Origin of the sequence: Pseudomonas sp. (assembly GCF_050739935.1) — a bacterium.
In the GTDB taxonomy this organism is placed as follows: Bacteria; Pseudomonadota; Gammaproteobacteria; order Pseudomonadales; family Pseudomonadaceae; genus Aquipseudomonas.
Genome location: NZ_JBOICF010000098.1, coordinates 18,878 through 43,531, shown reverse-complemented (window position 1 = coordinate 43,531; position 24,654 = coordinate 18,878). Strand labels below are relative to the sequence as shown.

Annotated in this window: 18 protein-coding genes; 6 read left to right on the top strand and 12 right to left on the bottom strand. The window is 56.6% G+C overall.

Annotated elements, in window-relative coordinates:
* Nucleotides 1-23: 23 nt before the first annotated feature.
* Nucleotides 24-2,411: a UvrD-helicase domain-containing protein gene (locus tag ACRER8_RS19475; protein ID WP_431747856.1), complete on the bottom strand. Its 2,388-nt coding sequence runs from the start codon at nt 2,409-2,411 to the stop codon at nt 24-26.
* 409 nt (nt 2,412-2,820) lie between these two features.
* Between ACRER8_RS19475 and ACRER8_RS19470 the strand changes: the two genes are divergently transcribed.
* Nucleotides 2,821-3,516: a pirin family protein gene (locus ACRER8_RS19470; RefSeq protein ID WP_431747838.1), complete on the top strand. Its 696-nt coding sequence runs from the start codon at nt 2,821-2,823 to the stop codon at nt 3,514-3,516.
* Nucleotides 3,517-4,081: 565 nt separating this feature from the next.
* On the opposite strand, the gene pgm is transcribed toward ACRER8_RS19470, so the two are convergent.
* The 5 genes from pgm to ACRER8_RS19445 all read right to left on the bottom strand — a co-directional run bounded on the left by pgm (nt 4,082) and on the right by ACRER8_RS19445 (nt 13,079).
* Nucleotides 4,082-5,728 (bottom strand): phosphoglucomutase (alpha-D-glucose-1,6-bisphosphate-dependent), encoded by a 1,647-nt coding sequence (gene pgm / locus ACRER8_RS19465; protein ID WP_431747837.1) that lies wholly within the window; start codon nt 5,726-5,728, stop codon nt 4,082-4,084.
* Nucleotides 5,729-5,877: 149 nt separating this feature from the next.
* Nucleotides 5,878-8,130, bottom strand: coding sequence for an ATP-dependent DNA helicase (locus ACRER8_RS19460; protein ID WP_431747836.1), 2,253 nt, complete (start codon nt 8,128-8,130; stop codon nt 5,878-5,880).
* Nucleotides 8,131-8,433: 303 nt separating this feature from the next.
* Nucleotides 8,434-9,831 (bottom strand): PLP-dependent aminotransferase family protein, encoded by a 1,398-nt coding sequence (locus ACRER8_RS19455; protein WP_431747835.1) that lies wholly within the window; start codon nt 9,829-9,831, stop codon nt 8,434-8,436.
* Between the two features lie 99 nt (nt 9,832-9,930).
* Nucleotides 9,931-11,436, bottom strand: coding sequence for a hypothetical protein (locus ACRER8_RS19450; protein ID WP_431747834.1), 1,506 nt, complete (start codon nt 11,434-11,436; stop codon nt 9,931-9,933).
* A 620-nt stretch (nt 11,437-12,056) separates the two neighbouring features.
* Nucleotides 12,057-13,079 (bottom strand): zinc-dependent alcohol dehydrogenase family protein, encoded by a 1,023-nt coding sequence (locus ACRER8_RS19445; protein WP_431747833.1) that lies wholly within the window; start codon nt 13,077-13,079, stop codon nt 12,057-12,059.
* Nucleotides 13,080-13,552: 473 nt separating this feature from the next.
* Here ACRER8_RS19445 and ACRER8_RS19440 point away from each other — a divergent pair, with 473 nt between their 5' ends.
* Nucleotides 13,553-14,470, top strand: coding sequence for a LysR family transcriptional regulator (locus ACRER8_RS19440; RefSeq protein WP_431747832.1), 918 nt, complete (start codon nt 13,553-13,555; stop codon nt 14,468-14,470).
* An 81-nt stretch (nt 14,471-14,551) separates the two neighbouring features.
* Here the strand turns inward: ACRER8_RS19440 and ACRER8_RS19435 are convergent, their stop codons facing one another.
* Genes ACRER8_RS19435 through ACRER8_RS19410 form a run of 6 tightly spaced genes read right to left on the bottom strand, consistent with a single transcriptional unit; the run spans nt 14,552 to nt 19,555 of the window.
* Nucleotides 14,552-15,448, bottom strand: a complete 897-nt coding sequence (locus ACRER8_RS19435) for an alpha/beta fold hydrolase (protein WP_431747831.1) — start codon at nt 15,446-15,448, stop codon at nt 14,552-14,554.
* Nucleotides 15,435-16,337: a DMT family transporter gene (locus tag ACRER8_RS19430; protein ID WP_431747830.1), complete on the bottom strand. Its 903-nt coding sequence runs from the start codon at nt 16,335-16,337 to the stop codon at nt 15,435-15,437. The genes ACRER8_RS19435 and ACRER8_RS19430 overlap by 14 nt, the downstream gene beginning before the upstream one ends.
* Before the next feature lie 2 nt (nt 16,338-16,339).
* Complete coding sequence (locus ACRER8_RS19425) at nt 16,340-16,948, bottom strand: flavodoxin family protein (protein WP_431747829.1); 609 nt, start codon at nt 16,946-16,948, stop codon at nt 16,340-16,342.
* Between the two features lie 3 nt (nt 16,949-16,951).
* Nucleotides 16,952-17,644: an iron-containing redox enzyme family protein gene (locus tag ACRER8_RS19420; protein WP_431747828.1), complete on the bottom strand. Its 693-nt coding sequence runs from the start codon at nt 17,642-17,644 to the stop codon at nt 16,952-16,954.
* 1 nt (nt 17,645) lies between these two features.
* Nucleotides 17,646-18,191, bottom strand: coding sequence for an acetyltransferase (locus ACRER8_RS19415; protein ID WP_431747827.1), 546 nt, complete (start codon nt 18,189-18,191; stop codon nt 17,646-17,648).
* Nucleotides 18,192-18,205: 14 nt separating this feature from the next.
* Entirely contained in the window at nt 18,206-19,555 is a 1,350-nt protein-coding gene (locus tag ACRER8_RS19410; RefSeq protein WP_431747826.1) for a phenylacetate--CoA ligase family protein, read from the bottom strand.
* Nucleotides 19,556-20,133: 578 nt separating this feature from the next.
* On the opposite strand from ACRER8_RS19410, the gene ACRER8_RS19405 reads away from it, so the two are divergent.
* From ACRER8_RS19405 to mexE, 4 genes are all read left to right on the top strand, one after another.
* Nucleotides 20,134-21,594 (top strand): anthranilate synthase component I family protein, encoded by a 1,461-nt coding sequence (locus tag ACRER8_RS19405; protein ID WP_431747825.1) that lies wholly within the window; start codon nt 20,134-20,136, stop codon nt 21,592-21,594.
* The gene (locus ACRER8_RS19400) at nt 21,591-22,172 is read left to right on the top strand and encodes an anthranilate synthase component II (RefSeq protein ID WP_431747824.1); all 582 of its coding nucleotides are present in this window, start codon (nt 21,591-21,593) and stop codon (nt 22,170-22,172) included. The genes ACRER8_RS19405 and ACRER8_RS19400 overlap by 4 nt, the downstream gene beginning before the upstream one ends.
* Nucleotides 22,173-22,244: 72 nt before the next feature.
* Nucleotides 22,245-23,054 (top strand): LuxR family transcriptional regulator, encoded by an 810-nt coding sequence (locus ACRER8_RS19395; protein WP_431747823.1) that lies wholly within the window; start codon nt 22,245-22,247, stop codon nt 23,052-23,054.
* A gap of 345 nt (nt 23,055-23,399) precedes the next feature.
* A complete protein-coding gene (gene mexE, locus ACRER8_RS19390; protein WP_431747822.1) occupies nt 23,400-24,644 on the top strand; it encodes a multidrug efflux RND transporter periplasmic adaptor subunit MexE in 1,245 nt (414 codons plus the stop codon).
* Nucleotides 24,645-24,654: the final 10 nt, after the last annotated feature.

Below are 24,654 nucleotides of genomic sequence, written 5' to 3'. Positions count from 1 at the left end.
AAGCCGTGCTGCTACAGGTTTCGTCACTGCTCCAGTACGGCGCCGCGTCGATCCTCGAAAAAAGCCTTGTCACCGGCAATCCTCGCCGATGCTTTCGGCACCGCCGCATCATCATTTCCCACCGCATCGATGAACCAGTAACAGTGCCGCACCGCCCGAGTGATCGCCACATAGGCCAGGCGCAGCACCTCATCCTTCTGTGCGGTGTCGAACGCTTCCAGATCGCCCTCCCGGCCCAACCCGGCCAGCTGATAAACCTGATTTTTGTAAGGCGATTGCGTCAGATGCTGGCAATCCCCAAGCAAGAACACCGCATCGGCTTGCAGGCCCTTGGCGCTGTGGTAAGTCAGTTGCTTGAGCCGACGCTCCTGGGGTGGCAAGGCGTAGTCAGCGTGCATCACCGTTTGCAGCGCTGCGGGCAGCTTGCTGCGTTCGCTGCCCTTGCGGTAGAGCAGTAACACCGAATCACCAGCGTTGTAGTGCTCGATCAGCGTCGTTACCAGTCGATCATCATCACGATCCAATACCGTGACGGGCAGCAATTCCTGCTCGGCGCCACTGGCACGAGCCTTCTTGCCACTGATCGCAGGCGCGGCACGGACGATGTGCTCGGCGGCGTCGATGATGTGCTGATGGCTGCGGAAGTTTTCGCTGAGCATCACCTTGGTGGTCGACGGCGAGGAGAACTCCTTGGGGAATTCCATGAAGAACTTCGGCGAGCTGCCACGCCAGCCATAGATCGATTGCCAGTCATCGCCTACGCACAGCAGCGACGAACGCTGCGCGCCACGTCCCACATGCAAGGCCGAGCCACGGCTGCGCACCTCGCGCAGGCTGGCGCGAATCCACGAAACGATCTGCGGCGATACGTCCTGAAATTCATCGATCATCAGGTGCGACAGCGGGCGCAATCCCTCGTCGCTGACCAGCTTGAGGTTCTCCGGCGACTTCTCACCGAACAGCGAGAACATGCGGTTGTAGGTCATCACCGGCGGCGTCTGCTCCAACAGGTGATCCTCGAAAGCTTCCCAGAACAGGCTCAGGGCTTCGAAGAAGAACCGGTCCGGATCCTGATCGGAGAAGCTCATCCGGGACACGGCCGCAGGCACATCGAGCCCGAGGTTTTCGATGAACCCGGCCGCGGCGACGAAGCAGTCCAATAGCGGCGCCGCGCTCAGTTCGCCCTTGACCTTGTAATCGAAACCCGGCCCGGCCACGGCGGCCCCGGACAGCGATTGCATCATGCCCCGCGACGCTTCGTAGTTCTCCAACCAGATCACCGGCTTGCGGCAGAACGCCTGGAACAACGTGCGCTTGATCACCCATTCGGCCCAGACCGGCAGCTTGGCCTCCGGACGTCGCAGGTGCTGATCCTCACCGGGGTCGAAGCCCAGCATGATCCACGCATCCAGCTCAGCGGCGTAACCGTGCACGTGGAAAGCCAGACCGCTGACTTCCATAGTCTGCCGCATCGGCTCGACACCCTGAATCGGCCAGGCGCCTGCACGAATCCACAAATCCTCGATGACGTCGCACAGTTCTTCGTCGCGCCTGGACGACAGGCCCATCACGGTAATGCGCTTCTGCACGTCCGGATGATCGCGGTCCAGTTCCTTGAGCTGCAACGAATGCCGATACAGCGGCGCCATCACCTCGCGAAAACGCGGGTTTGCAGCGTAGAGATCGCGGTAACACAGGTTCATCTGCTGACGCTGGGCGTCGTTGATGCGCAGATCGAACGGGTTGCTGTCGGCGTCATCATCGAGCAGGCTGCCGCCGTTGGGATGGCCATGTTGGCTGCTGAGGTTCTCGAACGCCTGCAACTGCTCGAAACCCGGCAGGCTGCGAACCAGCGGCAGGATGCGTGAGTGGAAGGTGCGCACGACGTCACGGGCCTCGCGCAGCGACAAATTGCGCCCCCACAGCGCCATGATCTCGATCAGCTTGCTGATGAAGTCCTTGCGCGACTCGCGGGTGAAGGTCACCACGGTCATGGAATCCAGCTCGAAACCCAGGTAGTGGTTGAGCAGCAGCACCCGCAGCACCAGTGAGGTCGACTTCCCTGCCCCGGCGCCGGCGATGACGTAGGTCGATGGCGTGTCGCTGAAAATCATCTTCCATTGCGCGGTGGTCGGCTGCGCGTGGGCGGGCAATTTTTCCGCAACGTCAGCCTTGATGCGTTTCTTCAGCTCGTTGGTGAGTGGCAGTCGCCAGTCATCGAACAGGTGATCGTCAACTCGCGGCCCGCGATGCTCCAGCGGGCGGGTATCGCGAATCACCAGCACGCGACGGCCTTCTTCGATGCCATCCAGATGCCCTTCGGCATAGCCCTCGTTCATGCCTTCGGCGTGACCGTTGAGGAAACCGTCGGCATGTCCCTGTCTCCACGATGGCACGTGCTGGGCCTGCATGCGCGACAGGCCACGCCCGATGATCCGCGCCAGCAGGCGTTTGAACAATGGCAGACGCTCGGGAGCAGTCAGGTCGGGAGGCAGATCAATGGCTGGATCGTGAGGTGACTCGGCGGGAAAATCGTGCGACACGCAGGCTCCGTCTATCAGCGTTGAACGAGAAGAGCCTATGGTCGCCCCATTCGCTCTCAAGCTCCAGCGAAATGCTTGGCGGTCATGGGGTTAGCCGATCAAGTGCAGGTAAATACGTAGCTAAGCTTCTCGCTATAGATTCGATATTTCGATTTAAATAACGCAAAACTTACGCTTTTTATCGATATAAAATGGGTAGATCATTGCTCCATCGACTGAAGAGTCATCACCAGCGGCGCTATTGCTCAGGCCAGCCCCGCTAATGGAGGAACAGATCATGCTGCAACTTCGTCCTTTCAAATCCCTTGGCGGTGCAGACCACGGTTGGCTGAACGCCCATCATCATTTTTCGTTCGCCGACTACTACGACCCGAGCCGGATGAGCTGGGGCCAGTTGCGAGTGTGGAACGATGACGTGATCGAGGCTGGCACCGGCTTCCCCCGTCATCCGCACCGAGACATGGAAATCATCACTTATGTTCGCGAGGGCGCGATCACTCACGAGGACAGCCTGGGTAATCGTGGCCGTACCGAAGCCGGTGATGTGCAGGTGATGAGTGCGGGCACTGGCGTGGCCCACAGCGAGTACAACCTGGAGTCGAAAGAGACGCGCATTTTCCAGATCTGGATCATGCCGGATGAGGTCGGGGCTCCCCCTTCCTGGGGCGCCAAGCCTTTCCCGAAAGGCAACCGCGAAGGCTTCGTAACTCTGGCCAGCGGTAAAGCGGACGATGATATCGAGCTGCGTATCCGGGCGAACGCGCGTCTGGTGGCGGCCAACATCAAGGCCGGTGAAACGGCCGAGTACACGTTGGAACCAGGGCGTCGGGCGTACCTGGTGCCGGCGACGGGGATCATCGAAGTCAACGGCCTGCGTGCCGAGGCGCGTGATGGTGTTGCTGTGGAGGATGAGCGGGTGTTGCGCGTGACTGCCATCGAGGACAGCGAAATCGTGTTGGTGGACGTGGCTTGATTGCCCCTTGATACAGGCGCTAAAAACCCCCGGTTTCGTGAGAAGCCGGGGTTTTTTTATTGGTTTGCGATTGCGTACAGACCCGTTATTGGGTGGCGCTTGCTTGGTTCTGCCTGGTGGCAGAAGCGTTTCGCATTCGGGGAGTTACTTTTGCAAAGCCGGGATGCCGGCCCAGACAAAAGTAACCATAATCGCTCGCTCCTGGTTTGGCCCGACTTGTCGGGTTCCCTCTCTCCGGCGACGCTCAGTGGCTGGAGCTAACTTCTTCGCGTTCTAACGCCTGAGACAATTCTTCGCTACAACTCGATCTATTGTAGGAGCCGGCTTGCTGGCGAACGCGGAATGTCCGACAGCGCATCTGTGACTGACCCACCGCGTTCGTCCGATTGCGGCCATACCGACGTAACCTCCGACTCTCCTGCAGTTCGTCGGCGTAGCGGGATTCGCGCGTGCACCCGCGTCCTCTATAGCAGTCCGGCTTGCTGGCGGCAGCGATCTGAAGTACGTCAACGCCAGCAAACGGTCTGCTACACGCTTTTTCCCGACGGTCCAGACACCGCCAGCCTTACTCAGGCGCGATCGCCCCATCCACCAACACCTGCGCCTCAGCCACCAGACGCTTGAGGTGATCCTCGCCCTTGAAGCTCTCGGCGTAGATCTTGTAGATATCCTCAGTCCCGGACGGCCGCGCAGCGAACCAGCCATTCTCAGTAATGACCTTCAAACCGCCAATCGCCTGATCGTTCCCCGGCGCCTTGCTCAGGATGCTTTCAATCTTCTCGCCGGCCAGCTCGGTCGACGTCACCTGATCCGGCGACAGCTTGCTCAACAGCGCCTTCTGCTCGAAATTGGCCTTGGCCTCGACACGGGTGGATACCGGCTCGCCCAGCTCATCAGTCAGCGCCTTGTACATCTCGCTGGGATCACGCCCCTTGCGAGCACGAATTTCCGCAGCCAGCAGCGCTGGAATCAGACCGTCCTTATCGGTGGTCCATACCGTGCCATCACGACGCAAAAACGAAGCACCCGCGCTTTCCTCGCCACCGAAGCCCAACGTGCCTTCATACAAGCCTTCAGCGAAGAACTTGAAGCCCACCGGCACTTCATACAGACGACGGCCAAGACGCTGAGCCACGCGATCGATCATGCCGCTGCTGACCACGGTCTTGCCCACTGCCGCATCGGCGCGCCACTCAGGGCGATTCTGGAACAGGTAATCGATGGACACCGCCAGGTAGTTGTTCGGCGCCAGCAGACCACCGGTTGGCGTCACGATGCCGTGGCGGTCGTGGTCCGGGTCGCAGGCGAACGCCACCTGGAAGCGATCCTTTAGGCCGATCAGGCTCTGCATGGCGAAATTCGATGACGGGTCCATACGAATCTTGCCGTCCCAGTCGACGCTCATGAAGCGAAAGGTCGGGTCGACGAATTTGTTCACCACTTCAAGGTTCAGGCCATAGTGCTCACCGATCGCCGACCAGTAACGCACGCCAGCACCACCCAGCGGATCGACGCCCAGACGCAGGTTCGCGCCACGGATCGCGTCCATATCAATGACGTTTTTCAAGTCGGCGACGTAGGTGTTGAGGTAGTCATGGCGATGAGTCGTGTCAGCGCGCAGGGCCTTCTCGTGGCTCATGCGGGTCACACCGATGATTTTCTCGGCGAGCAGTTCGTTGGCCTTGGTCTCGATCCACTTGGTGATGTGCGAGTCGGCTGGCCCGCCGTTGGTGGGGTTGTATTTGAAGCCCCCGCTTTCCGGCGGGTTGTGCGACGGGGTGATGACGATACCGTCGGCCAGGCCCGATGTGCGGCCCCGGTTGTAGCAAATGATGGCGTGGGAAACGGCCGGTGTCGGGGTGTACTCGTCGCCTTCGGAGATCATCACGTTGACGCCATTGGCGGCCAGCACTTCCAGCGCCGAGGCGGCAGCGGGTGTGGACAGCGCGTGAGTGTCGGCGCCGAGGAACAGCGGACCATCGATGCCGTTGGCCTGACGATACAGGCAGATGGCCTGACTGATTGCCAGCACGTGCCATTCGTTGAAGCTCAGGTCGAACGAGCTGCCACGGTGGCCGGAAGTACCAAAGGAAACCCGCTGCGTGGCGACCGAGGCGTCCGGCTGACCGGTGTAGTACGCCGTCACCAGACGAGGTAGATCGACCAGCAATTCTGCAGGCGCCTGTTTGCCTGCGAATGGACTGATACTCATGCGAAACCTCCGTGGATAGAAAACCTGGAATAGAAAAAATGAGCTCGGCGAAACAGAAAAAATGCCTGTAGCGCGGCAGTTTACTGGCAGTTGGACAGCCTTGCTCGGCTATCGATCCGTAAACCCTTGAGACAATTGCAGGACGGATCCTACAACTGCCACCAGCTCGGCAACAGCTGCTGAATCTTGCGTTCGGCAAAACGATCGTCGATCAGCATTACCACGCCGCGATCATCCTGGCCACGGATTACCCTGCCCGCCGCCTGCACCACTTTCTGCATGCCGGGGTACAGATAGGTGTAGTCGTAACCTGCGCCGAACAACAGGCTCATGCGCTGTTTAAGCTGCTCATTGACCGGATTGATCTGCGCAAGGCCCAGGGTCGCGATGAAGGCTCCGATCAAACGCGCACCTGGCAAATCGATGCCCTCGCCGAATGCACCGCCCAACACCGCGAAACCGATGCCCTGACTCTGGAACGTAAAGCGCTCGAGGAATGCCTGGCGATCCATCTCGGCCATGCCCCGGGACTGCCGCCACATTGGGATATCCGGGTGAGTCGCGCTCATCAGTTCGGCGACCTGTTGCAGGTAATCGAAGCTGCTGAAGAAGGCCAGGTAATTGCCCGGCCGCGCGCGAAACTGCTCGGCCATCAGTTCGACGATCGGCGCAAGTGACGCCTGACGGTGGGTATAGCGGGTGGAGATGCGGCTGACGATGTGCACCTGCAGTTGCTCGCGCTGAAAAGGCGATTCGACGTCGACCCAGGCCGTGTTGTCGGGCAGACCCAGCAGATCGCGGTAAAAATGCCGAGGGTTGAGCGTCGCGGAAAACAGCGTGGTACTGCGCGCCGCCGTCAACCGTGGGCGGATGAAACCGGCTGGCACCACATTACGCAGCGTTAGCCTGGACAGCGCTTTTGAGCTGCCCAGTTCACGCTTGCTGATGTCGAACAAGTAATGCTCGTCAAACAGTTCGGCGATGCGGCCGAACTGAATCGCTTCGAAATAGAAGCTCTGCAACTCACCGTTGGCGGCATGGGGATGATCATTGAAGTAATCGCCGAACGCCGCGATGCACAGGTTGAGGCTGGCGAGCAACTTCGACGGCGTACCGGCATACGCCTGATAGGCGGCCACTTGCTCTTTGTGCAGCGCATTCCATTCGCGGTTCAGCCGCTGCAGTGACTTCTTCAGCGGCTCCGGCGCGATCTGCCGGACCTGATTCAGCGTGTACTGATCGAGGCTTGCGCTGTACATCTGCCGCGCGCGCTCGACCATGTTGTGCGCCTCGTCCACCAACACCGCGACGCGCCACTGGTTGAACTGACACAGCCCGAACAGCAACGCGCTGAGGTCGAAGTAATAGTTGTAGTCCGCGATCACCACGTCCGACCAACGCGCCATTTCCTGGCTCAGGTAATAGGGGCATACCTGATGACGCAACGCGACTTCGCGCAGCCCCGCCTGATCCAGCCAGGGGTTGTCGACCGCCTCGCTGCGTGCCGCAGGCAGCCTGTCGTAAAACCCTTTCGCCAAGGGGCAGGAATCGCCGTTGCAGGCATTGGTCGGGTATTCGCACGCTTTGTCACGGGCCACCATTTCCAGCACCCGCAGCTTTAGTCGCGGCGCGCTGCGACCGATCACGCTCAAGGCATCCAACGCCAATTTGCGGCCCGGGGTCTTGGCGGTCAGAAAGAACACCTTGTCCAGTTTCTGGCTCGGGGTGGCTTTTAGCATCGGGAACACGGTGCCGATGGTCTTGCCGATACCGGTAGGCGCCTGGGCCATCAGGCAACGTCCGGTGCTAACGGCCTTGTATACGGATTCTGCCAATACTCGCTGACCACTGCGAAATTGCGCATGGGGAAACTTGAGATCGGTCAGTCCCAGATTGCGCGACTGGACATGGGCCAGTTCCTGACGTGCCCAGTGCAGAAAGATGCCGCATTGGGCTTCGAAGAACGCTTGCAGTTGCGACGCCGAAAAGCGCTCGCGAATCAGGGTTTCCTGCTCGTTGACGATGTTGAAATAGACCAGAGCGATGTTCACTTCCGGCAACCGCAATTGCTGGCTGATCAGCCAGCCGTAGACCTTGGCCTGCGCCCAGTGCAGTTGCCGATGGTTGGCGGGCATCTTGTCCAGATCGCCACGGTAGGTCTTCACTTCTTCCAGTTGATTGAGGGTGACGTCGTAACCGTCCGCCCTGCCCCGCACGTTCAACTCGTGGTAAGTGCCGGAAAGCGAGACTTCCGACTGATACTGCGGTCCCCGACGTGACGCGACTGTGCGGTGCCCGACGATGCCTTCCTGCGCCGTGGGAGACGGCGTGAATCGCAGATCGAGATCGCCGACCTTGGCGGTGAATTCGCACAACGCCCGCACAGCGACCGAATACCCCACCTGCGGCTCGACCGCCGCAGCGGCTGGCGCGCACGGCAACTCGGCAGTGTCGGAGGGGCATTTTATCGAGGAAAGTGAAGTCACTGGAGGCAAGAAGCGCTGAGTCAGGGTACTGGACAGGCATACAGATAACAGCTGCGTAGCGTGTGTGGCAAACGGAAATGGATCGACGGCGGATATCCAGTAGCAGTCCCATTAGCCAGCGATGACAATTTTGCGGCGATGAAATCGGCTTCTGTCCCCCGGACAGACGCCCGATTGCATCGCCTGTGGGCTGCTGTGGCGACGTAGTGCGCTCCGACGCTATACCAACCGCTCCTGTAGCAACGCATTCCTGATGATCACCAGCATCGACTCGATGTTCTGACTCCAGTCGGCCGCGCCGCTGAGGCACAGGCTTTGCTGATGCAGGCCGCGCACGCTGAACAGCTCCCCCGGCGCGATGACGATGCGCTGCTCCAACAGCCGCTCGAACACACGCCCCATGTCGACCCGGTGTCGGCTGTTCAGCCAGATTGTCGCGCCACCCTGAGGACGCTCGAAGGCCACGTCCTCACCGAGAAAGTCATCGATCATCAGCGCCAGATTATCCACCCGCTGCTGAAGGTTGAGGCGCAGTCCATGCAGGTGCCGCTGCAGTTGGCCGGAACTGTACAGGCGCGCGATGGCTTTCTGCCGAATGGGCGGCAAACGAAACGATCGCAACAGCAGCTGCCGGTGCCAAAGGGTTCGGGAGTGTCGCGTCAGCAGATAACCGAAAGGCGCTTCAAGGCCGATGGTCTTGTCGAATGCGCCGACAATCAGCAGTCGTTGGGGGTCGATCAGATCGCGCAATGGGGTGAATTGCTCGTCGAAACACAGCTCGCCCTGACTGTCGTTTTCCAACACCCACAGCCCATGGCGATTGAGCACATCCGCCAGGCGCAGGCGCTGATCGGGTGCCATGATCCGGCCACGGACGGTATCCATCCGCGAGGAAAGAATTGCCATTTTCACATCCCCGTGGCGCAACAGCCCCTCCAGATCATCAGCATCGATCGCCCCCTCGACATCCGTGCACAGCTCGATCACACGAATGCCGAAAGATTGCAGGGTGCGCAGAATATTCCACCCGCAAGGCGACTCGACCAGCACCGCACAGTCACGCAGCTGCAGGGCCTTGAGCACGGTTTTCAACACGCCCGTCTTGTCCGGACCGATGAAGACGTTATCCGGATGCCAGCAATGTTGGGCGCAAGAGGTGTAATACGCCGCCAATGCAGCGCGCAGTTCGATGTCGCCAAAGGGTTGAAAGCGCGGATCCGACTGACAGGGATAATGCCGCATGAGGTCGCGTTCCAGACTCAACAGCGTGGCGTCCAGCGACTGCAAGAGCGTCGGTTCATCGGCGCCAAACACGAACATATCGGCACGTCGCGCGCTGCTCTGGTAGCGCTCCAGCAGATCTTCACCCTCACAGCGAATGTCGTTGCAAGGCTGCGGCAACGCGTAATAGCCCGATTTGGGCACCGAGCAGATACGCCCTTCCTTTTCCAGCAATGAATAGGCGTTCTGCACCGTCGAGATGGACACCCGCAGGCGTCGGGCGAGCAGACGCAGGGACGGCAGCTTGACGGCGGGACCGTCGGGCAGCTCATTGGTCAGCCTCGACAGATAGCGGTACACCATCTGGTAAGCAAAATCGGTCTTGTTGTTATTCATCGGACACACCCCATCCATGCGCAAGGCGCAGGGTCAATGAAAGGAAAAGCGCGAGGAAGCGGTGCCGTCGTGCTCTGCATCCGCCGCGCCATGAAACATTCAGCGACCGGAAATCAACTCCGCCACCGCCTCTCCGGTACGTTGATCGACGGTCATCACGCGCCCCTTGTCCGGGTCGCTGGCACGTACGCGGGCGATGATCGAGCTGTCGTCGTTGAAATCCACCCGCGGCCTGACGTAGAGATTTTGCAGCCCCTTGAGGCTCAGTCCGCTGACATCCACCAGCCACTGCACCACTTGATCGGGCGCCGGCTGCCCTGAAAGGGCTCTGTGCAGATCTGCCGACGCGACCAACATGCCGGGATGGCAGCAGCGCAGGAATGCCTCCAGTTGCGCCCCTGCATCGACGAAAGGCGCGAACAGCAGGCAGACCAGTTGCGTTTCGTTGAGCCCGAACGCTTCCTGTGCATAGCCCGCCGCCAGAGCCCGGCGTTCTTCGAGTTTGTCGGCCTGATCGTAGGCAGCCAGGGCCTGATGAATAAGCCGCGTGGGCATGCGTTTGCGACGCATCATGGCGGCAGCCAGCTCCAGGTATTCGGCGATGCCGTCTGCGTATTCCCGGCCCTGGACGAATTGCGCCCTGAGCCCGCGCATATGGGCCATGAGCAATGGATTGGCGCAATCCGATTCGCTGAAGCTGAACGCCAGATCGTCGAAGCGGAACCCGAGAAAGTCCGTGAGCAATGCCCAGTGTTCGTCGGTTCTGAAACCAATCAGATCGGCAACCGGCAGGAAGGCCGGAGCCGTCGGCTTGCCGGGATATCCTAACGGCCGCAGCATGAAATCGGCCGGCATGGATTCTTCGCCGTACAGCTCGCGGTAATAAATCTGACCGATACTGTCGATGGTATTAAGCGCAGTACGGAAACCGAGCTTGTGCCATTGCGACACGGTCTGGCCGTTATGCCGCGCTAGACGCGTGATCCAGGCGGCGTACTGTTTCTGCTCCTTGAGTGAATCGCCACTGACCACTGCGTCGACACCTTCTCCCCAACTGGCGGCTCGACCAAGAAATTCGGCCATGCTCAAGTAGCAGGCGTTGCAAAAAGTGGTCCGGGCATCACCCGCAGTCAGGTGCCCTCCGAGCAGCATGTCGGAACGGTTCTGCTCGCGCCCGGGACTGGAAAACGGCAGATCCTGTTCAAACGTCTGAACGTACTGGTGATCGACGACCAGCAACTGGACTCTTGGGTCATCGTGCAGAAATAACGCCGAATAGCATCGGTGGATATTGTCCATCACCGCCGATGTCATTCCCGCATGGCGCATGTTGGCGACCCGCAGGTTGAATGTGGCGGGCGCGCGACCGGCAATACTCAACTGCGCCGCCCGCAATAACGCCACGGTATAGGCGCTGTCCTTACCCCCACTGAACGCCACCAATACGCGATAGTCGCCAATCCGCTCGATCCCTCCGGCGGCCACAATCAAACGTTGAATCAATAACTGCAGTGCGGTTCTTTCGGCGCGGTTGAAATAACTCAACAGACGCTGCAGCACTTGTTGATAGACATACTTCATGGCCTGTTCGTGAATGGAACTCATAACTTCTACACCTGAATTGCTCGATCAAGCGATAACATCGAATCTCCTACTGCGGAGTCGGGACAAAGAGTCGATGGCCCACCGGTGCGGTCAGCAGACTGCACGTTCGTACGGACTGAACTCAATAGCCGGAGGCTAACTCTGTCGCCGCACGGCGAGAGCTGGAAAGCTCTGCCCCGTGGAAACCGGATGCCTCGAAGAAAGCCGAGCCCGTCCAGTATTGCCCATGACCGGGTTGCAACGAAAAGTGCGACATGACTCATTCCCTGAGTTGTATTGACCCAAGTATTATCGGCGTCTCGACAACATTTACAAGGTACAGATCTGCAGCGGATTACCTGCCAGTTTTAAACTAACATTGCCATGTTAAACATGAGTGTTTATTGATGACTTCACTAACCGAAGACAATAAGCCGATATAGGGCGCTTATATCGAAAACGTCCACGTTCAATTATTTTCAACGAATAAACAAAAAAGCCTTCCTGATGGTTCGGGAAGGCTTTGTCGGGTGCAACGTGGCCGATGAAAAACGGGGCGGACACCTTGAACCGGTGACCGAATCCTCTAGCTCGACACCTGGCCATGGCGTCGATCAATCAACGAGCGCGGTGAATTGCGCTCAGGCAGGCTCGACTTCTACTACCACACGACCACCGACCGGGCAGCCATCCATCAAGCGGTGAGCTTCAACGAGCTGATCGAACGGGAACACCTTGGTGATCTGTGGCACCAGAACCCTGTCAGCAGTCAGTTGGTTGATATCACGCAGTGCGCGTTTAACGGCTTCTTCATCCTGGTTGATGCCCAGCTCGGGCTTGCCAGTGAAATTACCTACACAGTGAACGAAGAATTGAATGTTTTTCTGAAATGCCGCACACGCCGGGAATGGCGTCTGGTTACCGCCTTGCAGTCCGTAAAGGATCAGGCTGCCACGGGGCGCCAGCACATCACCGAGCATGGACATCTGCGGACCGCCCAGGCCGTCCAGCACAATATCGACGCCACGGTTATCGGTGTATTTGTTGATCGCCATGAGCAAGTCCTGCTCTTCGGTGACCACCACCTTGTCCGCGCCCATCTTCAGCAGGTATTCACGGCACGAGTCAGTCTTGGTCGCGGCGATTACCTTCAGGCCAAGCGCCTTGCCCAATTGCAGGAACGCAGGGCCGGCACAGTGACTGGCATCGGTGACCAGGGCGGTCTGCCCGGGTTTGCAGCGAGCCAGGTCGACGAACGCGAAATACGCCACCAGCATCGGGGTGTAGTGCACCGCCGCCTCATTAGGGGTGAGCACATCGGGATAACGAGTCACGGAGGTGGCTGGCAATGTAATGAACTCGCCATATACCGGATGTACGTTAGGGTCGGCTGAAGGAAAGCTGGCAACCTTGTCGCCGACTTTGAGATCAGTCACGCCATCGCCGACGGCGGTAATCACGCCGGCCATTTCGGAACCCAGGCCGGCAGGCAACCGCGCTTGGGAAGAAGCAAGATTTTGCCGCCACAGCACGTCGTACCAGGTAACGCCAATTGCCTGGACGCGCACCTGCACCTCGCCGGGGGCGGGCAACGCGACGGGCAGCTCTTCTACCTTGAGCACCTCGGCCGGGCCAAACTGATGAAAACGGATCGTGCGGGACATTTCGAACCTCGCCTTATGAACCTTGATGCCATGAACTCTATCCGGGCGATGCCGGTAACACTATCAGTGGCGATTAATAGTCGACATGCCTGTCATCGATTCTGTTGTTGAGCGGCGGCCATTAGATAACCATCGAATGCTCACGTATTCAAGGCGGTCATTGTTCTTTCCTCACCCGCACTTTGCAACCCGAAGGCCATTTTCCGGATAAACGTACGCCCGTCTGGCGCGAAAACTGCCCACCAGGAGGGTCGTATCCATTTCGTGAGCGCATACGGATTGGTCACGATTCCGCGCCCAAGGTTCAGGGCAGAGTATCGACGGGCCGTGATGGATCACACGTTTGTATACTTGCGCGTGAACCTAACGATGCGCAAAATCCGCATTTGCCCTTAATATCCCGTTCCCGAGCTGCATGCTGGCGCGCCTCTCCGGCAGCCAACGTGTCGACCAATGTCTCCGAGACCTCCGTCATGAATCGCAACGACCTGCGTCGCGTCGACCTGAATCTGCTCATCGTGTTCGAAACCCTCATGCACGAACGCAGCGTCACCCGTGCCGCAGAAAAGCTGTTTCTTGGCCAGCCAGCCATCAGTGCCGCGCTTTCCCGACTGCGCGGGCTGTTCGACGACCCGCTGTTCGTGCGCACCGGTCGCAGCATGGAGCCGACCGCTCGGGCCGTGGAAATCTTCGGCCTGCTCTCTCCGGCGCTGGATTCCATTTCCACCGCGGTCAGCCGCGCCGCCGAGTTCGACCCGGCGACCAGCACCGCAGTGTTCCGCATCGGTCTGTCCGATGACGCCGAATTCGCCCTGCTGCCATCGCTGCTCAAACGTCTGCGCTCCGAGGCCCCCGGCATTGTGCTGGTGGTGCGCCGTACCAACTACATCCTGATGCCCGCTCTGCTGTCGTCCGGCGAGATTTCCATCGGCGTGAGCTACACCGACGACCTGCCCGCCAACGCCAAGCGTAAGGTCCTTCGTCGCAGCAAACCCAAATTGCTGCGCGCCGACTCGATGCCGGGGCCGATCAGCCTGGACGATTTCTGCGCCCGCCCCCACGCGCTGGTGTCGTTCGCTGGCGACCTGGGTGGTTTCATTGATGAGTATCTGGAGAAGATCGGCCGCAAGCGCCATGTGGTCCTGGCCGTACCGCAGTTCAATGGCCTGGCGACCCTGATCGCCGGAACCGACATCGTCGCTACCGTGCCCGATTATGCAGCCGCGGTGCTTACCGCAGCAGGCGGCGTTCGGGCAGAAGAGCTGCCGGTGGAATCGCGCACGTTCGAGTTGCACATGGCCTGGCGCGGCTCCCAGGATAACGATCCCGGCGAGCGCTGGCTGCGTTCGCGGATCCAGATGTTTTTCGGCGATCCGGACAGTCTGGCATGACTATAATCCTCATAGCCGTCGAAGCGTATGTCTGTTGCATTTTCAGGGTCGTGGTAGTCCGCTCGTAATGCGGTGCCAGGGCTACGAAGCGCCCTCACCCAAGGGTTGGGAAATGAAATTCTCTATCGCATCGGCGACTTCCCGCCCGCGCTCCAAGTAGGGGATGTGTCCGGTATCAGAGATGAGAATGCTGGAGTAGACAGGCACTTGGCTCATCAGCAGTTGTGATGTCTCAACATTGAAAACCTGATCGTCCTCGCCCCAAATGAAAAGAGACGGAGCTGTAATCATCGGTAAATAGCCAATCAGTTGGCCTAGGCCTTCCCTTTTGAAGTCATTCATCACCTTCTGTACCATGCTAAATCGTGCTCGGCCGTTAGCGGCAAGGGCTCTAGTCAGAAGCCTTCCAGTTTTTGGAGGTGTCTTGAATAGCAGCCGCCAGAAATTAAACATTTCTTCAACGGTGCGGTACCCAAATACCGGTACGCCACTCTCAATTCTCAGCTTGACCGCGGACGCAAAGGTTTCCTCCCCCAGACCTGCGGGAGCTAACGCGACGAGATATTTGACCCGGTCCGGACAGGCAGCCGTATAAAGCACAGCTGCACAACCGCCTAGTGAACTGCCTACCAGTACAAACTGGGCATGGCAGTTTTCGTCCAGCAAACCGCCGAGGCATCCGAGCAAGCTCGTTGGACCGAAACCATTCAGAGGTTCATAGGAAGACTGTCCGTGACCAGGAAGGTCAACAAACAGACAATGATGGCGAAGCCCTAGAGCATAGATATGTCGACCCCACTGATCTTTGCTAGCGCCCAGCCCGTGAAGGAATACCAGCGTAGGGCCCGGATGATCGCGACCGATTTCAAGAAAAGCAATTGAGCCTTGTTGATCTCTATAGCGCCGTAACGTCAACCCAAATCGCCACCGGTTGGCCGTGCGGAGGCCGGCTAGCAGCAGTCGGTCAATTATTCGCATCACCAGTCCTCCCTTCAAGGCTCCCGCATTGCTTTCTACGAAGTGGCCAGCGTAATTGGCAGAGCGCCACACCGAGCATTGTCATGACAGTGCCTAACAACAACCGCGCGCTTAATCCTTCGGAAAGCATTACCTGACTGACGACGACAGCGAACAAAGGTACCAGCAACAGGAAGGGGCTTAATGTTTGTACGGAGTAGCGACTTAGCAACCAAAACCATAATCCAAACCCAACCAACCCTCCGCTGACCGCCGTATAGAGCACCGCTGCCCAAGCGCGATAGCTTGCGGCGATCATCCCCGACCACTGACCGCTTTCCTGGATCAGCGACCATATCAATAGCTCAGGTGCCGAGACGATCGCAGTCCATGCGCTTAGTGCCAGTGGATCCAACGGCCCGAAGTATTTAGTAAGCACAGAACCGCTGGCGAACATGAGCGCGGCCATTGCGACCAGCGCCATACCCAGAACACTGCCACTCGCGGCTGGGTTGAAGAACAAGATAATTACACCAGTGAGAGCCAAAAGAATCCCTGAAATCACTTGCGCGTTGATTGCCTCTCGCAAGACGACTACAGCTAAAAGCAATGTAAATGGAGTCGCCAACTGGTAAATGATCGCTGCAGTCGAAGCATCGACTAACGAAATCCCGCAATACAGCAGCCCAAAATGCACGGTCCCCGTGACTGACGCGATTAAAAATACAGATCGGAACTGGTGTCGTCTCAAACGAAAAATAAATGGAAAGAGAAATATAGACATGATCGCGAAGCGTATCGCGACCATCAGAATCGGAGGGAATTCGGAACCACCTATTTTAACGGCGGTCACTTGGGCACCCCAAAGCATTGCGACTATTAGCGCAAGAAATGTATCTCGTGCATTCATGATTAGCCTCTTTTGTAATAAACCGGTAGCAGAGCATCGCCTTGGTTTTTAGATTCCCTTAAATCACTGAGTCGCGAATAATGTTCAAGCAAACGGTCAAGGGTTTCGCGTAACGCCTGTTCAGCCTCGGGGTCGTGAGCAAGTTGAGTTTGAAAACAAGCGGGAAAGCCTGAACCCACCAAGATCATCTTGTTAAGAAGAACGTTCAATACAATTTGGGAAAAAACAGCGGTATGTCCGTAGCGTCGCCCGACAACGGCGATTGCAGCAAGTTTGTCGCGTAACGGTCGGCCACGGGGACGAAGAAAACCGTAACCTGCACGCTCCATAAACGCTTGAAATCGGCTATTGGCTCCGTAAGCGTGCATCACTGGCAAGTAGAGAACGGCATCTGAGTCGGTTAATTTAGTCACGAGGTATGGGACATCATCCTGAAGCATACAATCCCGATTGGTACAGGCATTATCGGCGTCGCAATAGTCGATTCGGTAATCCTTGAGCCAAAGGACGTCAACTTCAGCTTTGCCGCGTAAGTGGTGGTTTGCTAACGCCACCACACGCGCACTGACGCCGCAGGGTCGGCTAGACCCAACAACAATAGTCAGTTTCACGACTTAAGATGCTCGCAATGATTGGTGAATATCCGAAGCCCGATAGGTGCGCCAAGCCTCCTCAAGCAGCTGCCCCGTTAGCCAGAGCGTTACCCGGGCAACTTCTATGATCTGCCGACGTTGCTCGTTCGTGGTTACCGCCCGCCGCATGGCACTACGTACTTCGTCTGCGTGCTTTTCATCGATCGTTGAATGGGCTACAAAAAAAGTCATTTGCTCGTCGCTGAGCCTAAGGTCGGCCCGAAATCTGCCCAGCAAAGGCTGAATATGCTCATAAACATCCTCCGCCCAGTAGCTGTAGCCCAGGCGGGCGACCGGGCCTTTGCGAACGGCTACATCGTTGAGATACGCAATCAATGCCTGGGTGGGAGGCAAAGGCGCTGGCAGAGCCTCAGGCAGCAGACCGACTGACCCAAGGTCGCGCAGCACCATACGCTCGTGGCCTAATTCCTCCAGCGCGTGCTTATATACAAACCTCAGCAGAGAGGTCTGTTCCGGATCGGCGCTTGCCGCGCAGGCGGCCTGGTTGATCGAGTTGTATCGGGTATAGTGGTAAACCTGCAGCATGACTTGCTGATAAAGCTCAGGCGGAGTGGGATTCTGCAGGCTAAACTGCCAATATTTCCCTAGCTTTATTTGAGCCCAACCTGCCTCAACAACCTCATCTAGCTCCTTGAAGAAGACTTCCTTTCCCATATCAATTAATTCCTTTTATGTTGCGATAAACGTTATCGAGCTCAAGACAGATCAAGCTGTATAGCCGCTGATCCACCTGCCCTTGCCATGTTATATTTTCTGCTACCACGCGCCCCCCTATCCCAACGTACAATGCCTGCAACGTATCGCTACACAGTGCTGAGATAAACCGCAGATGCGTGTTAGCCTTGAGCCACACGGAGGCCCCGAGCAGAAAGTTACGTAAGTGTCTGCCTCCCCGGTATCGCTCGTTCAAAACCAGTCGATTGGCATCAAAGGTGTCCATCGGCTGTTTGAAATGTTTGTGAATGTCGATAGCCCGCTCCACGAAACTCAAACCGTGACCAACCGGAGTTATCCGTAATGCCCCCACGACTTGAGCCCCATCTAAATAAATCAAATGATAGGATAGAGCGTCTCTTACAGGCTCCCGAAGTTCAAAATCTGTCTCTTGAGCAGGATTGGTTCCCAAGTACCGCGACCTCAAACACCTGACCTCTGCAAACAGAGGATCATGGGGATTGATAACCCGAATGGACATGTTCATTCTGTGACCTCGAATCACGATTGGCGCTGGTCAACTATTCGCGCTTCTTTCCAACTAAACCAACTTCCAAGATTAACGTGTTCTGCTAAGTCGTCCACTACCATAACAGTCGACTCGACCCCTAGCCGCTCCTTCAGACGCTCTTTGATCAGCAATACCATACGCCCAACATTGCCAGCGTAGAATTTCGACATTTCGAGTTTTGCGATGACAGTATCAGACTGGTTACTATTGTTTATAATAAGTTGATAACCTAGGCATTGCTCTACACCCTCAAGGAGTGCCTGCTCCATCTGTGCCGCAGAAAACGAGCGTCCGTTGAGGCATGTCGAATCTTTCACGCGGCCGACGACTTTAATGATCTGACGCATGGCCTGGGGATGACCAAGTCTTGACTGAATGGATACCATATCTCCAGTTCGGTAACGAATTAGGGGCTTACTTCCAGGTATCAACATAGTTACGCATAGTTCTCCGTCACCTGAATCCCCCAAGCTCTCGCCCGTGCTTGGGTCAAGCACCTCCAGAATGTAGTTCATCCGATGCGGCACCAGCTGATCGTCTGCATTGCATGCGGCAATGATCATCGTTTCTTGCGACCCGTACAGACTATCGTAAGGTTGGGCTCCCCACAGGCTGTAAAGATTGTTCTTCAGCGCCGGTGTGCAAAGCTCTCCGCTCATCATGAACGTACGTACTGCGAAATCTTCTCTGGGATTCAAACCATTACGCTCAGCCTCTTTAGCCAGAGCCAGTAACAGCCCTGGCGCCGAAGCCAACACTCCGATACGTAGATCTTTCAATAGTTGGAGCGCTTTCGGATATCCGATCACCGGTGAGTGTGGCCACAGCTTGGCGTTGCATACGCCCAACTGAGCACACACTTCACCCAAAGTATCGCCAAACGAGTGAACCTCAGTCGGGCCCATGATGCCAACCACCGTCTTTTCGGTAGCGAAGTGCCTGTCCAAGACTGCTTGGTAGGCCATAGCGAGCTGCCGGTTGGAGGCATAACTTTCTCCTCGATCTCGCGGGCAGGGAGTTGCAGGCCCTGTTGTACCGGTCGTTTCGTAATAAAACATACTGTCTTCAAGTGGCCCCGACAGAATATCCATACCGGCATTGCGCAGGTCGTCCTTCGTCGTGAAGGGTAAGCTGCTCAAGTCTTCAAGTCGAAGCGTGCGTTCATCGACACTCGCCAATCGCTTGCGGTAAAAAGGCGACAACTCCTTTACATACCTCACGACCTTTCGCAGTTGACTTTGGTGCCACGCAGATAGCTCCGCATCACTTAGCGTGTCGGACCAATAAGCGCTATGCACCTCGTCATAGCAGCCTTTGAACACTTCGAAATTCTTATTCATTGATATAGATCCTGATTTCCCACTGATTCTTCCGCGTACCTAATTTATCCATTATCAGCTATCAGCCCTAGCTGCGTTGCTCCACAGTTGTGCGCGGAATATTTTTTTGTTATACGCGCACGTTCATACTCGATTTCGCATAAACATTTTGTGCATCTTCTGCTACCCACACCTGGTGTACACCCTAAGTTTGACAGAAGGAATCTCCGTGATAAGATCCATTCTTCAGCTATTATTTTTAACTTCGAGGATCTGACAGGACCAGCATGTCTTATGCACAATCGTTTCCCTGAATATACAGTCTTACGTCGATCTGGCGCATTGATTGCGTGGACACTTCAAATCCAGCGTTCGCTCCCGACATTCACACTGATCGGCTACCTTTATGTTCTGCGAATTCTGACCAATAGTTGCTCGATATTTGTCGAGCCATGGACCAGACGTCAGTCGACGCTTCTGAAAATTTCGTCAGAACCATCCTACAAAGTTTAGACCTCTCGACCCTCCAACCCACTGGGAGCGTAATCACTACCATTGAAACCTCTCAAATCAAAACAATAGAAAAGGACAGACGCAACATGAAGGATCAACTAATTGACGTAGATGTTTTTCGTATTGAAAGACGCGACACACCCGATCCATTATCGGTGTATTGGAATGCCGCTAAGCGATTTGGCCCAGAGCAAGTTTTTATTCTCGAGTCGCTCTCTGGCCCGAGTAGAGATCGAAAAGCCACCATCGTCGGCTTAGAGCCTATTTTCGAAATCAGCATGAACGAAGATCACGCAAAATTTACTGGTGCGGGACAGCTATGCGTTCATATTTCAGATGTGCTTAAGCTTGCCGGATATTCTGTAGACGATAATCATCTGGTTAAAATCGCGAACTCTGAAGCCGCGTGGAGAATGCTGCGCACGATACAATCCGCTTTCAAGCTATCGCCCAATGCGCCGACCAGCTTGGCTTTTTTCGGTTATTTTTCATACGACTGCGTGAGAATGATTGAGAACATTCCAACATTAGCGCCGCAAAGCTATGAGTATCCGATCATTTCACTTTCGATGTACCAAACGCTTATTTACTTCCATAACAATGGAACAACTGAAATATTAATCAACAATAACGCACTATGGCAACGGCGCGCTCGGGACGACTTGAACTTCTTAATGAACAAACAAACGTTCAAAGCACCCCATTATCCGGAAGCTGTCGAAGAGTCACGTATGGTGTCGAAAGAGCAATTCCTTCACCGTGTCGCCACTGCTATGGAGCATATCCGCAGCGGTGATGTCTATCAGATACAATTAGGCCACGAAATTCGCGTTCGTTCCACAGTAACGCCTTTTGAAGTTTATCAAACCCTGCGACAGCGTAATCCTTCGCCTTACATGTATCTCGCTCATGTAGGCGGCATTGACCTGATCGGAGCCAGCCCCGAGCTATTTGTGCGTATCAAAGACAACCTGATCGAAATGCGCCCGATAGCAGGTACAATTGGCAAAAAGGCCGGCACTGACTCAACCTCACTTGTACTAGAGCTCACACGCTCTGAAAAAGAGCGGGCCGAACATCTGATGCTTATCGATCTTTGCCGCAATGACATTGGCCGAGTTTGCCAACCGGGGTCCTTGGACGTGGATGAGTTCATGTTGGTTGAGGAATACTCCCATCTGTTCCACATGGTGTCGAACGTCCGCGGGTTGTTGAGGCCTGGATTGGACGCTTATGACGCTATAAAAGCGTCGTTCCCGGCAGGCACGATGTCCGGCGCCCCTAAGGTTAGAGCCATGGAGTTGATAGAGGAGTTGGAGAGTAATAGGCGTGGGATTTACGCAGGCGCGTTGGGACTTATCGGTTTTGACGGAAATGTAAATACCGCGCTTTGCATACGCTCCACGGTACATGATCAGGGGACATACCAGATGCGTGCGTCCGCAGGCGTGGTGGCAGACTCGATTCCAGAAGCTGAATGGTTGGAGACCTTTTATAAAATGGGCTCGGTTTATTACGCGATCACTGGAAAAGAGATCACACAATGAAAGTCTTCCTTATCGATGCCTATGACAGCTTCGTATTTATTATCAGTCAATATCTGGAGCAGATGGGACTGGAGACTTGCATTGCACGCAACGATACACCTGACCTTATTCAGCGCATTGAATCCTACGCGCCCGACTTCTGTGTATTGGGCCCCGGCCCCGGCCATCCGCGAGACGTTGGCTATGTGGAGGTGATTCAGCATTTCCGAGGGCAACTCCCCCTGCTCGGTGTATGTCTAGGGCATCAAGCCATTGGCCTGGCATTTGGCGCTCAGGTATGCCGCGCGCCAAATGTCATGCACGGAAAGGTCAGCGAAGTTGAAAACGACGGAGCTGGGGTCTATGCACATACCGACGGAAATTCCATCAAAGCGACCCGTTATCACTCACTTATTGTGAGCGACCAAGACATGCCCCCATGCTTATACATCACGTCCAGATCAATCGACGACGGCTATGTGATGGGGCTCAGACACCGGGAATTTGCCATTGAAGGCGTTCAATTCCATCCCGAAAGTATTCTTACTGAAGACGGGATTGAGTTTTTCCGCAGTTTCATAACGCGCCATGTGCGCTAGGACGCCGATAGAGGGGCCTTGCCCCTTCTTTAGTTCGGCCTGCACGTGGCCATCGCAGCAAGGGCAATTATCATGGACAAATACGCCTCCTCTCAACCGCTTGATCAAAGCGCGCTCCTGAGCGCCCTTATGAACCTCAGCAAGGAAGCCCATCCCACGGACTGGGCGCGTCAATTGGCGAAGTTGCTGCGGCAATTAGGATTTCACAGTTACATGGTTCGCCTGGGGGCAGCGCCGGTTGACAGAAATCCGCTGACTGGCTTGATCACCAACTTCCCAAAAGAATGGTTGGACCGCTATCGCTGCGAGGGATTGATTGAAATTGATCCAATACTGAAGCACTGTCGCCGCGAACTAGTGCCAATGCTTTGGGACCAAGAGCGCCGCCGCGCCCGTGGCCGGTCACAAAGATTCTGGCAGCAGCGTGCCGCACACGGTTTGGGTAATGGAATCAGTATTCCGTTGCGTCATGAGTTTTTGAGGGGCACGCTGAGCGTCGCCTTCGATACTCAAAAACACGAAAAGCACATGACATTTTGCAGCGAAAATGTGAGCCGACTTTTCGTGCTGGCGCCCTTCATAGTCGCCGGGTTACGACATCAAGTTTGTAGGCAAGAACAGCCATCATGCGCGCTCACCCCGAAAGAAATGGAATGTCTTCATTGGGCTGGCATTGGTAAAACAACCTGGGAAATCAGCCGTATCTTAGACTGCGGCGAACGTACCGTGGACTTCCATTTACTCAACGCCAGACAAAAACTGGGATCGGTCAACCGACAACAAACGGTTGGGCGAGCGGCAGAGTGTGGGTTGATAACAACTACCCGCCCCCGCCGCCTGCGAAACGAGGATCAGGGATATAACGTAGCGCCGAAGACATAGGGTCCCAGGTCCTTTCACGGGCGCCTTGAGGGGTAATGTTTCTGGCACTTGCTTGCGTCTTGCTGGGACTCAAAGAAGAGTTCCGGTAGAGGGCGCTTGCCACCTTCCGCGCGCCAGGCGGATATGGATTAACCTCAGATTTTTGTCGATTCGAGTCGCCGTCGAATGCAGTCTATGGGCCAGATTGTTTTGGCGATCCGGACAGTCTGGCGTAACCCCCGTCCCAGAGCCCTCGCTAAGGTAAACATCATTCCCGCTGATATTTACCTTCGTGTTATTCGATTCGTGCAATAAAACCCCCGAGAACAGAATCCGCCCATCTCAATAACATCGGCGGATTTTCCCATGGTTCAGTCACTTACTCCTCTTCGCTATCCCCTTGCCGCGTTGGCACTGGTGGTGATCAGTGCTTGCGGGAAAGGCCCGGAAACGGCCGCTCAAGCTCCAGCGGCGGCAAAGGTCAACGTGGCCAAGGTGCTCGAGCAGCCGGTCAATGAGTGGGATGAGGTCACGGCGCGTCTGGAGGCTCCGGAAACCGTGCAGGTTCGTCCTCGCGTTTCCGGTCAGATCGATTCGGTGGCATTCACCGATGGCGAGCTGGTGAAGAAAGGCGACCTGTTGTTCCAGATCGACCCGCGCCCGTTCGAAGCTGAAGTGCATCGTCTGGATGCCCAATTGCAACAGGCCAGGGCTGCATGGGTACGTAGCAACAATGAAGCCCAACGCGGCGAGCGTCTGCGCACCAATAATGCGATTTCCGCGGAACTGGCCGACTCACGGACCACCACCGCGCAGGAATCCAAAGCCGCGGTCGCCGCCATTCAGGCGCAACTGGATCTGGCCCGACTGAACCTGAGTTTTACCCGCGTGACCGCGCCGATCACCGGCCGTGTCAGCCGGGCGGAAATCACCTCGGGCAACATCGTCACCGCTGATCAGAGCATCCTCACCAGCGTGGTATCCACCGACAAGGTCTACGCCTACTTCGACGCCGACGAGCGTGTCTTCCTCAAGTACAACCAACTGGCCCGCGATGGCAAGCGCGGTAGCACCAGCCCGGTGTACATGGGTCTGTCCAACGAGGCGGATAATTCGCACCAGGGCCAGATGAACTTCGTCGACAACCAGGTCAATCCGCGCACCGGCACCATCCGGGGCCGCGCCGTGTTCGACAACAGCAAGGGAGAATACACACCGGGTCTGTACGCGCGTCTGAAGCTGGTCGGCAGTGGCACCTACTCGGCCATGCTGATCAAGGATGAAGCGGTCGGGACCGACCTTGGCAAGAAATTCGTACTGGTTGTCGACAAGGACAACAAGGCCGTTTACCGCAGCGTCGATCTGGGGCCGAAACTCGAAGGCCTGCGCATCGTGCGCAGCGGTCTGGCCAAGGACGATCGCATTGTCGTCAGCGGTCTGCAGCGTGTTCGACCAGGCTCGCCGGTCGACCCGCAAGACTCCGAGATGGCCAGCGCCGACACCCTCGCCGCACTGCAACAACAACGCCAAGCACTTGAAGCCAGCAATCAACCCAAGGCGCAGTCCAAGCTGGACGCCAAGGTTGCCGCTGTCGCTACGCCACGCGGTTAAGGGACCCACT

What these genes read in the sequence shown, in the direction of transcription:
- ACRER8_RS19475 (WP_431747856.1), bottom strand. Translation starts at nt 2,411, where the DNA reads ATGCAGGCCCAGCACGTGCCATCGTGGAGACAGGGACATGCCGACGGT.
- ACRER8_RS19470 (WP_431747838.1), top strand. Translation starts at nt 2,821, where the DNA reads ATGCTGCAACTTCGTCCTTTCAAATCCCTTGGCGGTGCAGACCACGGT.
- pgm (WP_431747837.1), bottom strand. Translation starts at nt 5,728, where the DNA reads ATGAGTATCAGTCCATTCGCAGGCAAACAGGCGCCTGCAGAATTGCTG.
- ACRER8_RS19455 (WP_431747835.1), bottom strand. Translation starts at nt 9,831, where the DNA reads ATGAATAACAACAAGACCGATTTTGCTTACCAGATGGTGTACCGCTAT.
- ACRER8_RS19450 (WP_431747834.1), bottom strand. Translation starts at nt 11,436, where the DNA reads ATGAGTTCCATTCACGAACAGGCCATGAAGTATGTCTATCAACAAGTG.
- ACRER8_RS19445 (WP_431747833.1), bottom strand. Translation starts at nt 13,079, where the DNA reads ATGTCCCGCACGATCCGTTTTCATCAGTTTGGCCCGGCCGAGGTGCTC.
- ACRER8_RS19440 (WP_431747832.1), top strand. Translation starts at nt 13,553, where the DNA reads ATGAATCGCAACGACCTGCGTCGCGTCGACCTGAATCTGCTCATCGTG.
- ACRER8_RS19435 (WP_431747831.1), bottom strand. Translation starts at nt 15,448, where the DNA reads ATGCGAATAATTGACCGACTGCTGCTAGCCGGCCTCCGCACGGCCAAC.
- ACRER8_RS19430 (WP_431747830.1), bottom strand. Translation starts at nt 16,337, where the DNA reads ATGAATGCACGAGATACATTTCTTGCGCTAATAGTCGCAATGCTTTGG.
- ACRER8_RS19420 (WP_431747828.1), bottom strand. Translation starts at nt 17,644, where the DNA reads ATGGGAAAGGAAGTCTTCTTCAAGGAGCTAGATGAGGTTGTTGAGGCA.
- ACRER8_RS19415 (WP_431747827.1), bottom strand. Translation starts at nt 18,191, where the DNA reads ATGAACATGTCCATTCGGGTTATCAATCCCCATGATCCTCTGTTTGCA.
- ACRER8_RS19410 (WP_431747826.1), bottom strand. Translation starts at nt 19,555, where the DNA reads ATGAATAAGAATTTCGAAGTGTTCAAAGGCTGCTATGACGAGGTGCAT.
- ACRER8_RS19405 (WP_431747825.1), top strand. Translation starts at nt 20,134, where the DNA reads ATGAAGGATCAACTAATTGACGTAGATGTTTTTCGTATTGAAAGACGC.
- ACRER8_RS19400 (WP_431747824.1), top strand. Translation starts at nt 21,591, where the DNA reads ATGAAAGTCTTCCTTATCGATGCCTATGACAGCTTCGTATTTATTATC.
- ACRER8_RS19395 (WP_431747823.1), top strand. Translation starts at nt 22,245, where the DNA reads ATGGACAAATACGCCTCCTCTCAACCGCTTGATCAAAGCGCGCTCCTG.
- mexE (WP_431747822.1), top strand. Translation starts at nt 23,400, where the DNA reads ATGGTTCAGTCACTTACTCCTCTTCGCTATCCCCTTGCCGCGTTGGCA.